Consider the following 11,383-nt stretch of genomic DNA (forward strand, 5'->3'; position numbering starts at 1 on the left):
TATTATGAAAACAATATATTGGTCATCTACTGTATTCTTATCGATTTTCTTGATATGGAGTGCTTATACTTACCTTTTTAATAAACCCACAATTGACGGGGTTAAAAAATTAGGGTTTCCAGGTTATTTTAGAGTACAACTTGCTATTTTAAAAATAATAGCAGTTATTATTCTTTTAACACCTCAAATCCCCATTCAAATAAAAGAATGGACTTATGCTGGGGTTGGGTTGTTTTTTATTACAGCAATTGTAGCCCATACTGTTCACAAAGATTCATTTATTATTACCATAATAAACTTAATTTTTATATCCCTGCTAATTATTTCTAACATATATCTGCATAAACATACTGGTGTTTGATGTAGATGATTTTTATATTTTAATAAATACATAAAAACTCATTCAAATCATCACTTAACTCACTAATAACTACAAATTACTCATTTCTCATTTTTTAATGACTTGATTGGTTATAGTTTTATCAAAAACTTAAAATAACCAATTATGAAACAACTTTGTATTTTATTTCTATTATGTAATTCTATTCTTTTTGCTAACAACACCAAACCTACATCATCTTCAGTTAAAGCAGTAACCGTTTTTGTAGATGGTGCACAAGTTACCCGATTAGCCACTATTACATTACCTGCTGGTACTTCGGAGTTCTCGTTTACCAAGTTATCTCCTCATGTACAAGAAAATAGCATTCAGATTTCTGGATTAGATAATGCATCTATATTATCTATAAATTATGCAATAAATCATTTATCTAAATTAGATAAATCAGAAAATATTGAGAATCTTCAGAATAATATCGAAAAACTTAATGATGCTATTCAATTAGAAGAAGATATTATGGAAGGCTTAGTACAGGAAATAAAGATTATTGAAGAAAACAGAAAACTAGGAAATGAAAACCAAGTAGTAAGTCTTGAAAAATTAAAACAATTTGCAGCCTATTATAGAGAACGTATTACGGAAGTGAACAAACTCATTTATAAATCACTAAAAAAGAAAAAGGATTATAACGAACAAATTAACGATATTAAAAGACAGTTAACAGAATTAAATGTTGATGATAAAATTCAAACTGGAGAAATAAAAATAAAGCTAAATACAACTGTAAGTAAACAATTAAATCTTAAAATAAAATACAATGTAAACAATGCAGGTTGGTTTCCTATCTATGACTTAAAAGCAAAAAACATCAATAAACCACTCGATTTACATTACAAAGCACACGTGTACCAAAATACTGGAATTAGCTGGGAGAATGTTAAACTTACTTTATCTACAAACGACCCAAACATCAATAATATAAAACCTGATGTAAACACTAAATACTTAAACTTCATTAGCCGTTACAGTAATTATAAAAGTGAAAACTCAACCAAAAGCTATAACTTTAAATACAACCCTTTTATAAAACAAATTAGCGGAATTATTACTGATGCATCTGGCACACCGTTACCAGGAGCAACAGTTTTAATAAAAGGAACAGCTAATGGAACTGTAACCGATTTTGATGGTAATTTTAGCTTAAAAACTGAAGGAGGAAAAGAACTAGAAATATCTTATGTAGGATATAGAAGTGAAATTATTCCAATACACTCAAGTGTGATTAATTTAAGTTTAGCAGAGGATGTTAGTGCTTTGGATGAGGTTGTGGTTATTGGCTATGGTACAACCAAAAAAGATGTAACAGGTGCTGTGGCTTCTGTAAAGTCTGAAGATATCGGAAATGCACTTCAAGGACGTGCAGCTGGTGTTAGAGTTAGAGGGATGAGTTCATTTAAATCTAATTCAGAACCACTTTATGTTGTTGATGGTGTTGCTATGAGTGCAAATAAATACAACACTATAGATGAAAATATGATCGCAAATATTGAGGTTGTTAAAGATGTTTCTGCTACAAGTATTTACGGGAACAGAGCAGCTAATGGAGTTATTATTGTAACAACTAAAAAAGGAAACTATACATCTTCTGGCGATATTATTACAGAAGGCATTACAAACACTAACTTTGAAATCAAGAAACTTTCTACAGTAGAAACTGATGAAAATATTACAGTAATAGAAATTGATAAATACGCTGTTCCAGCAAGCTTTTCATACTTTGCTGCTCCGGTGATAAATGAAAACGTATTTCTAACTACAAAAATTGGAGATTGGCAAAAATATAATCTATTACCGGGAGAAGTAAATATATATTTTGAAGATAGTTATTCAGGTATTACAACTATTAATCCCTATGCAACAACAGATAGCTTAACTATTTCATTAGGCGTTGATCCAAATGTAGTCATTAAAAGGAAACCTATAAATAACTTTAAGAAAACTACTTTTATTGGCAATAATAGAGTTTTGGATAAAGCTTATGAAATTGAATTAAAAAACAATAAATCAACAGCAATTGACATTGTAATTGTTGATAGAATTCCTGTGAGTCAAAATAAAGATATTAAAGTTGATGATATAGAAACTGGAACTTCAGATTATAATACTAAAAAAGGTATTTTAAAATGGAAAACTACAATTTCTCAAAATCAATCTAACACCTATAAATTCTCATATTCTTTAAAATATCCTAGATTTAGGAAAATCAATCTCTAGAAATTCAATACTAGAAAAAAACAACCATAAAATCGCTATGAAACAGAAACCTCAACAACTCATAAATCTTTAGAAAAAGTTATATCTTTGCTCCAGATTTCAGCATCATGATTTACAGATTTAGAGTTATTTTAGATAACGATACAGAGGAAGATATTTTTCGCGATTTAGAAATTCGAGAAACAGATACTTTAGAAGATTTACATAACATTGTTACACAATCTTTTGGATTTGATGGTTCAGAAATGGCATCATTTTATATTAGTAATGATGCTTGGGATCAAGGCGAAGAAATTTCATTATTTGATTTAAGTGAAGATAATTCTGCACGTTTAATGAATGAAACGTCAATTAATGATGTTGTACATGAGGTACAAACTAAACTAATTTATGTGTACGATTTTTTAAGTATGTGGACGTTTTATGTAGAGTTAGCAGAAATTGTTGATGAAACTGAAGGACATGATTACCCAAACTTAATGTTTGTACAAGGGCAAGTCCCTGATGAAGCCCCTGAACGTTTATTTGAAGCAGATGTAGATGATAATTTTAGCGAGTTTGAAGATGATCTTGATATTGAAGATTACGACAACCTAGACTTCAATGAGAACTGGAACTAAAATACATTAACTATTAATATTTAAAGGATTTACGTTTTCATAATTACGTGTTAAAAATTCTAAAGAATACTTTAAAATTTCACCCATACCTTTACTTTTCTTAAAATTCACATCATGTGTATAATTAAAAATAGTTGTTGATAATAGTTCAACATGAGCATCAGTTGAAATCTTATCTTTTTGCATACTAGCTATTAACTTATCAATTCTACGATGAAAACTCTTTAAGCGTTTTACCAAAATAGAACGTTCTTCGGTTTTATATTGATCTATGGATAATTTCTGTATACTGTTAGAGACCAATTCAACCATTTCGTAATTTTCTTTAAAAAATTGAGGTCTATAAATATTGAATTTCCCCTCATAGGATTGTTGATCAAAATCAATAGCTCTTATTTTATAAACCACCTTGTCAAAATCATGAGTTGGCACAATAACATAATTATAAGAGCGCATATCTCCAAGAAGCCTAATCATACAACGTTCATTAAACTTAACAAACTCTTTTGCTATTTGAGACTTCTCAGATTTACTACACTTTGGCAGCATATTTTTAATAAATTCATCGCCAGGGATTCCCACTATATGCTCCTCTATTAATGTGTTTTCATGCACTAAAAAATTTAAATTATATGGAGACAACATATGCTCCAACTCTAATCCATAAACACGCGATGCATCAGCGGTTTTTACATAAAAATAAGTGGAATTATCATTTAAGATATTCCTAATTTTAATTCTAAAAGGTTTTGAGTTTCCAAAAGTGCAATAATCAATAGCATCAACACTTAAAAAAGGTAATATATTTTCGTTTCCATCAGAATGAAAAATGGTATAGACTTTTTTTAATGACGATTCAATTTCTTCTCTTTCAAATTCATTATAGTACACCCTAATCCAAAGTGTATCATTATCATCTTTATCATAGACAACAATAGATCCTTGAAAACGCAATAAATCCTCATAAAAAATTGGAATTTCTACATTTCTGTTATATCTGGATAAATAAGCATCTAATTTTTCAGAAATTGGATAAGAGGGTTTTCTCTTTGAAATTTTTAAATCTTGCATAATTTGTTAATTCCTCAAATTTAAGAATTTCTTAGTATTAATGTAACAAAATTACTGGACCTTCGTCTTAAAAATATAACTAATAACTTGCTGAATTATTTCAGTCTAAAATATTTGCGTTTGGAACCAATCTTAACTATCAACAATCTCACTAAAAAATTCGGCTATTTAACCGCTGTAAAAGACCTCACGTTTACTATAAATAAAGGTAATGTTTACGGTATTTTAGGCCCTAATGGTAGCGGAAAATCAACAACACTAGGCATTGTGTTAAACGTTGTAAACAAAACCGCTGGAGATTTTAAGTGGTTTGACGGCAATACCACAACACATGATGCACTTAAAAAAGTAGGTGCCATTATTGAACGCCCAAATTTTTACCCTTATATGACGGCGACGCAAAACCTTAAATTAGTATGTAAAATTAAAGGTGTTGATTACAGTAAAATAGATGAGAAACTTGGAATAGTTGGACTTCAAGAACGTAAGGATAGTAAATTCAGAACTTTTTCTTTAGGAATGAAACAACGTTTAGCTATTGCTTCTGCTCTATTGAACGATCCTGAAATTTTGATTTTAGACGAACCTACAAACGGTTTAGATCCTCAAGGTATTCATCAAATTAGACAAATTATAAAAGATATTGCTAATCAAGGTACTACTATTTTATTGGCCTCTCATTTATTAGACGAAGTTGAAAAAGTATGCTCTCATGTTGTTGTTTTAAGAAAAGGTGTAAAATTATATTCTGGTCGTGTTGATGAAATGATTTCGAGTCATGGTTTTTTCGAATTAAAATGTAATAATCAAAAACTATTACTAGAAGCCTTAAATGACAACCCAATATTTGGAAAAACAAAAATTGAAGGAGATTTAGTAACAGCATTTTTAAATAAGCCACTAGCATCTGAAGATTTCAACAAACAGCTTTTTGAAAAAGGAATCATTTTAACACATTTAGTTCAGCGTAAAGAAAGCCTTGAAGAACAATTTTTACAACTAACCGACAACCAATAACCCACTACTACACATGTTACGTCTTTTAAATTTAGAATTACAAAAGTTACTGCTTAACAAAACAAGCAAAGTACTTATTTTTATATCATTTATTTTACCACTTTTCATCATACTTATTTCATCATTTAAAATACCTGTTTTTGGTTATTTTACTATAGAATTAGGGGAATGGGGTGTTTTTAATTTCCCTATGATTTGGCACTTAGTCACTTACTTTGCTGCGCATTTCAAGTTGTTTTTTGCTATTGTAGTAGTGAGTATGATTGGTAATGAATACAGCAATAAAACCATTAAGCAAAACCTCATTGACGGGTTAAGTAAAAAAGAGTTTATCCTTTCAAAGTTTTACACAATTGTGTTTTTCTCGTTCGTATCAACAATAATCATCTTTATTTTGAGCTTATGTATCGGTTTATTCTATTCAAGCTATAATGAATTTGGAATAATCATTAGAGAAACTGAGTTTTTATTTGCTTATTTCGTGAAACTTATCGGTTTCTTTAGCTTGTGCCTTTTACTAGGTATGTTGGTAAAAAGGTCTGCTTTTGCATTAGCTTTTCTATTCGTTTTATTTCTTGTTGAATGGATATTATATGGTGTTATATGGAAAATTAGTACTGAAGAAATAGCGACAAAAATCCAAAATTTCTTTCCATTAAAATCAATTTATAAGCTAATAGATGTGCCTTTTATGAGGATTGCCGCTTCAAAAGCTCCTGACAATAAAGAGTTTATACATGATTACGCCGTACATTGGCATGAAATAGGAATTGTTTTAGCTTGGACTGCCCTATTCATCTTTTTATCGTATAGATTATTAAAAAAGCGAGATTTGTAATATCTTTGATAGCATTTGCTATGTAAAGATGAAAAAGACTGCAATATTCATAATTCTATGGGTAATAGCCCTTAGTGTTTCTGCCCAAAAACAAGCCGCTAATTGGTATTTTGGTGAGAATGCTGGTCTTAAATTTGATTTAGATAATAGCATTGTTACAACACCTATTGATGGTCAACTTAGCACTAGAGAAGGTTGTGCTAGTATATCAGATGATAATGGCAATTTATTATTCTATACAGATGGCGTTACCATTTGGAACAGAAACCATATTGCTATGAGTAATGGTTCAGGCTTAAATGGTGATTCATCGAGCTCGCAATCTGCTATTATAGTTCCTAAACCAGAAAATCCTGATATTTTTTACGTTTTTACTGTTGATAATTTTTTGGACGGTAACAATACTGGTTTAAACTATTCTGAGGTAGACATTAGTCTTGATGGAGGTTTAGGTGCTGTTAAAGTAAAAAATACTAATCTTTTAAGTCTTTGTTCAGAAAAAATAACCGCAGTTATAAAAGACTGCTTGGATGGATCTATCTGGGTTTTATCGTTTGCCTCAGAAGATGGAGATTCTAGTATCTATGACACATATCACGCATTTGAAGTTTCAAACAATGGTGTTAACAAAACTGCAGTTAAAACTACTTTTAGTTCTGGAATATCCGATGCTCGTGGCTATCTAAAGCTTTCCCCAGATGGTAATAGAGTAGCCTCTGCCCATGTTACTGGCGGTTTGTTTGTTTATGATTTTGAATCATCCACCGGAAAACTTTCAAATGAAAGATCTTTAAATATAAATGGAGCCAATAATGCTATATTTCCTTATGGTGTTGAATTCTCTCCTAATAGCAGTTTGCTTTATGTTAATTCATCAAACAATTTTTTTGATCCAGATAGCCAAAGTAACTCAAGGAACCCTTCCAATCATTTCGCAACACTAACGCAATTTGATTTAAGAGAAGATTTATTACAAACTACAGAAATAACACTAGACGAACGTCAATCCTACAGGGGTGCATTACAATTAGGGCCTAACGGAAAAATTTATAGAGCTTTAAGTGCCAGTTATATTGATGGACTATCTACTTTAGGAGTGATAGAAAATCCAAATCAGATTGGAACTTCATGTGAATATAACCATAATGCTATTAGCCTTTCCCCTCTCTTTCATCACAAGGTTTACCACCATTTATAGCATCGTTTTTTAACTCTCAAATAGATATTATAAAAAATGGAAAAAGCACCATAAATCTTGATATTTGCGAGAATGGGTCTTATACTTTAGAGTCTGTTGATATTCCGGGTGCTACATATATTTGGACTTTAGATGACACGCCTTTAGCTGATATTGATTTTGACTTAAGGGTAGATAAATCTGGCCATTATGAAGTATATATTGATCCAAATAATGGAGAATGTGCCATTGAAGGACAAGCTTTTGTATTTTTTAATCCCAACCCAAGTGCATTTCAGCAAACTATTTATCAATGTGATGAAGACGGAGTCGCAGACAATCGCACTACCTTCAACCTAAAAGAAGCTGAAAGTGGTTTAACTGGTAATGTAGCAACCTCAGGTGCTAGGTTTTATTTAGACGCAGCAAGAACTATTAAAATTACCAACCCTGAAAGTTTTTTAAACACCTTAAATCCTCAGATTATTTATGTGGAAGTTATTAATCTTAATACATCTTGTTTTACTAATACCGAACTAATTTTAGAAGTAAGCGGCACAGATTCTTTTGACACAGAAATTTCAGTTTGTGATGAAGATGGTACAAATGATGGTTTTCATGTTTTTAAATTAACTGAAGCTAATGATGCTATAATAAATGGACTACCTCTAGGCCTAGATATTTCATATTTTGAAACTTATGAAGATGCGCTAGTAGAGAAAAATGACTTAGGAGACACCTATACTAATACTAAAGCATTTTCACAAATAATCTATGCTAGAGTAGAAAACAAAAACAACTGTTACGGCATAAGCGAAATCACACTCACAGTTGATGACTCCCCCGATGTTAAAACTAGTGATTTAGTATACTATTGCTCTAATTTTTTTCCTAAAACTATTACAATAGATGCCGGGCTTAATAACACAAGTTTTTCTGACTATACTTATAACTGGTCTACTGGAGATACTGGGTATCAAATACCAATAAATAAGATTGGTAGCTACACCGTTACAATTACCAATAATGCATCAGGTTGTTCTACAATTAGAACCGTCACAGTTGAGCCTTCAAGTAATGCTACCATAAAAACTTTCGAGGTAACTGATGCCTCTCAAAATAATACAATAACGGTTATTGCTGAGGGTAATGGCACTTACCAATATCAATTAATGGATCGTAATAAAACCGTAGTTACATCGTTTCAGGTTAGTAATTTTTTCGAAAATATAAAACCTGGTTTTTATTTGGTAGCCGTAATGGATGTTAAAAATGATTGTGGTACCATAGAAGATAATGTTGCAGTTATTGGCTTTCCAAAATTTTTCACACCAAATAATGATGGAAAAAATGACACTTGGCAAGTATATGGAGTTTCAAAAGAATCTCAACCAAATACCAAAATAAAAATTTATAATAGATATGGTAAACTCATAAAAGAGTTAAGTCCACTTTCTGCAGGTTGGGATGGCCTTTTTGAAGGACAAAAACTTCCTTCTGATGATTACTGGTTTGCTGTAAAATTACAAGACGGAAGAATTTATAAAAATCATTTTACATTAAAATATTAACTTTTTGATATCAAATTTAAAATCAATACTTCTAGTAAATATCATTTTACTTTTCAATTTTGTTAACGCCCAAGTGCCTACAGATTGTATAGATGCTGTAATTGCGTGTGGTAATTCTCAAATCAACCTTGATGTTAATGGTGCAGGGACTCAAGAGTTATCTGGTAGCAACACATGCTTTAGTCAAGAAAACAATAGTGTTTGGTTAAAAGTTACAACAGTTACTACAGGAACACTAGGTTTTACATTAAAACCTGCAAGTACTGATATAAATGAAGATTATGATTTTTTTGTGTTTGGTCCTAATGTATCATGTAGTGCTATAGGCCAAGCAATTAGATGCTCTACAACAAATCCATCAAATGCAGGTTTATCAAGCAATTTTACTGGTATGAATGGTGTTTCTACTGATATTGCTGAAGGCCCAGGAGCAGATGGCAATAGCTTTGTAAGATGGATTGATGCACAAGCTGGAGAAACCTATTTTATAGTAATTGACAGACCTATTGGACAAAGTGCATTTTCTTTGGAATGGACTGGGACTGCCACATTCTCCTCACCACCCACAAACGAAGCTACAACCGCGGGGACACCTTTAAATTTGGAAGATTGTGATGTTACTGCCCCCTTTGATGATGGTTTTACACAATTTAATCTAGAAACAAATACTAATGCTATAAAAGGTTCTCAAGCTGATGTCTCTATAACGTATCATGCCTCTGAGAGTGATGCAAATATAGGTTCTAATCCAATCAAAAGCCCTTTTATAAACACCTCAAATCCTCAAACCATCCATACTAGAATAACTAATACTATTACTGGATGTTTCGAGTTATCTAAATTTAATCTTAATGTAAATATTGGACCACCTTTTACAGAACCCTCAGATTACATATTGTGTGATAACTTAGATGATGGAGATAATACAAATGGTAGAACTGTTTTTACTTTGTCAAGTAAAAATTCTGAAATTTTAAGCGGACAAAATATGGCAGACTATAATATTTCCTATCATAATACAGCTACTGGAGCAGAATTTAATACTCCTGGAACTCAATTGCCAGATTCATACTATAATAATACTGAATTTACAGAAGACATCTTTGTAAGGATTGAAGATGCTATTAATCTAGATTGTAAAAGTGTAACACCATTAACTTTAATAGTAAATCCGCTCCCGGATAGTATAGATCATACTATTTTGCAATGTGATGAAGATGGTACTACAGATGGCATTACACTATTTAACCTAACAGAAGCAAATGATGCTTTAACTGCTGGATTAGCAAGTCTTACTACAAAATTTTATTCTGATTCAGCAAGAACATTAGAAATAATACAACCAAACAATTATAAAAACACTAGTAATCCTCAAACTATTTATGTTGAAATAATTAATGGCAACACAACTTGTAAAAACAATGCCGAATTAACCTTAAGCGTTAGCCTAACTGATGCTTCTGATACGATACTCACCGAATGTGACGATGATGGCACAGAAGATGGTTTACATATATTTAATTTATCTAATGCAGATATAGCCATTACAAATGGCTTACCTACTGGATTAAACATTGCTTATTATAAAACTTATGAGGACGCTTTACTAGAACAAAATGTACTGAATGCTAATTATACAAACGAAACTGCATACTCTCAAGTTTTATATGCAAGGGTAGAAAATGATAATAATTGCTATGGCATAAGTGAAGTTACACTTATAGTAAATGAATTACCAAATATATCAGTAGAAGAATTGACCTATTATTGCACCAATTTTTTTCCTAGTACAATACCTATCAATGCTGGTTTAAATAATACTAATTTCGCAGATTATTCGTTTAATTGGGATAATGGCGAACAAACTTATATCATACAAATTAATACAGAAGGTAACTATAAGGTTACAGTAACCAATTTAAATACAGGATGCTCAAAAGACAGAATAGTAACTGTAAACCCTTCAAACACAGCAATCTTTGAAACTATAAACGTTATAGATGCATCTCAAAATAATATAATAACAGTTAACGTTTCTGGAGATGGTATCTATCAGTATAGTCTACTTAATCAAGACAATTCTATTTACATAGATTTTCAAGATAGTAATGTATTTGAAAACATAAAACCAGGCATATATACCATTGCTGCTAGAGATATTAAAAATAATTGTGGAACGGTTAATGATATTGTGTCAGTAATTGGTTTCCCTAAATTTTTTACTCCAAATAATGATGGAAATAATGATACATGGCAAGTTTATGGTATTTCTAGCATGTTTCAACCAAATACTAAAATTAAAATTTATAACAGATATGGTAAACTCATGAAAGAATTAAACCCATTAGGAGATGGATGGGATGGTTTGCTTAACGGACAAAAACTGCCATCTGATGACTATTGGTTTTCTGTAAAGCTGCAAGATGGCAGAGTAATTAATAACCATTTCACACTTAAATTATAAACCTAAAAACT

9 protein-coding genes are annotated in these 11,383 nt (G+C 31.1%); 8 read left to right on the forward strand and 1 reads right to left on the reverse strand.

Features of this window, described 5'->3' with window-relative positions; all coding sequences use genetic code 11:
- Window positions 1-4: 4 nt before the first annotated feature.
- The 3 genes from AC0L5U_RS05165 to AC0L5U_RS05175 all read left to right on the forward strand — a co-directional run bounded on the left by AC0L5U_RS05165 (window position 5) and on the right by AC0L5U_RS05175 (window position 3,234).
- The gene (locus AC0L5U_RS05165; RefSeq protein WP_473415018.1) at window positions 5-361 is read left to right on the forward strand and encodes a DoxX family protein; all 357 of its coding nucleotides are present in this window, start codon (window positions 5-7) and stop codon (window positions 359-361) included.
- 144 nt (window positions 362-505) lie between these two features.
- Window positions 506-2,614, forward strand: coding sequence for a DUF4139 domain-containing protein (locus AC0L5U_RS05170; RefSeq protein WP_473415020.1), 2,109 nt, complete (start codon window positions 506-508; stop codon window positions 2,612-2,614).
- A gap of 107 nt (window positions 2,615-2,721) precedes the next feature.
- Window positions 2,722-3,234 (forward strand): IS1096 element passenger TnpR family protein, encoded by a 513-nt coding sequence (locus tag AC0L5U_RS05175; protein WP_473415022.1) that lies wholly within the window; start codon window positions 2,722-2,724, stop codon window positions 3,232-3,234.
- A gap of 6 nt (window positions 3,235-3,240) precedes the next feature.
- Here AC0L5U_RS05175 and AC0L5U_RS05180 read toward each other — a convergent pair whose 3' ends face one another.
- On the reverse strand, window positions 3,241-4,305 hold the full coding sequence (locus AC0L5U_RS05180; protein WP_473415023.1) for a hypothetical protein: 1,065 nt from the start codon (window positions 4,303-4,305) through the stop codon (window positions 3,241-3,243).
- Between the two features lie 120 nt (window positions 4,306-4,425).
- Between AC0L5U_RS05180 and AC0L5U_RS05185 the strand changes: the two genes are divergently transcribed.
- The 5 genes from AC0L5U_RS05185 (at window position 4,426) to AC0L5U_RS05205 (ending at window position 11,372) form a co-directional block, all read left to right on the forward strand.
- Complete coding sequence (locus tag AC0L5U_RS05185; protein WP_473415024.1) at window positions 4,426-5,322, forward strand: ABC transporter ATP-binding protein; 897 nt, start codon at window positions 4,426-4,428, stop codon at window positions 5,320-5,322.
- 13 nt (window positions 5,323-5,335) lie between these two features.
- Window positions 5,336-6,160: an ABC transporter permease gene (locus AC0L5U_RS05190; RefSeq protein WP_473415025.1), complete on the forward strand. Its 825-nt coding sequence runs from the start codon at window positions 5,336-5,338 to the stop codon at window positions 6,158-6,160.
- A 28-nt stretch (window positions 6,161-6,188) separates the two neighbouring features.
- Window positions 6,189-7,358, forward strand: coding sequence for a hypothetical protein (locus AC0L5U_RS05195; RefSeq protein ID WP_473415027.1), 1,170 nt, complete (start codon window positions 6,189-6,191; stop codon window positions 7,356-7,358).
- A gap of 470 nt (window positions 7,359-7,828) precedes the next feature.
- The gene (locus AC0L5U_RS05200; RefSeq protein WP_473415030.1) at window positions 7,829-8,908 is read left to right on the forward strand and encodes a T9SS type B sorting domain-containing protein; all 1,080 of its coding nucleotides are present in this window, start codon (window positions 7,829-7,831) and stop codon (window positions 8,906-8,908) included.
- A gap of 4 nt (window positions 8,909-8,912) precedes the next feature.
- On the forward strand, window positions 8,913-11,372 hold the full coding sequence (locus AC0L5U_RS05205; protein ID WP_473415032.1) for a T9SS type B sorting domain-containing protein: 2,460 nt from the start codon (window positions 8,913-8,915) through the stop codon (window positions 11,370-11,372).
- Window positions 11,373-11,383: the final 11 nt, after the last annotated feature.

The sequence above is a fragment of the Jejuia sp. G7-7 genome, from assembly GCF_055808955.1.

Coding starts and splice junctions, on each gene's coding strand:
- AC0L5U_RS05170 (WP_473415020.1), top strand. CDS start 506: ATGAAACAACTTTGTATTTTATTTCTATTATGTAATTCTATTCTTTTT.
- AC0L5U_RS05180 (WP_473415023.1), bottom strand. CDS start 4,305: ATGCAAGATTTAAAAATTTCAAAGAGAAAACCCTCTTATCCAATTTCT.
- AC0L5U_RS05190 (WP_473415025.1), top strand. CDS start 5,336: ATGTTACGTCTTTTAAATTTAGAATTACAAAAGTTACTGCTTAACAAA.
- AC0L5U_RS05175 (WP_473415022.1), top strand. CDS start 2,722: ATGATTTACAGATTTAGAGTTATTTTAGATAACGATACAGAGGAAGAT.
- AC0L5U_RS05195 (WP_473415027.1), top strand. CDS start 6,189: ATGAAAAAGACTGCAATATTCATAATTCTATGGGTAATAGCCCTTAGT.
- AC0L5U_RS05165 (WP_473415018.1), top strand. CDS start 5: ATGAAAACAATATATTGGTCATCTACTGTATTCTTATCGATTTTCTTG.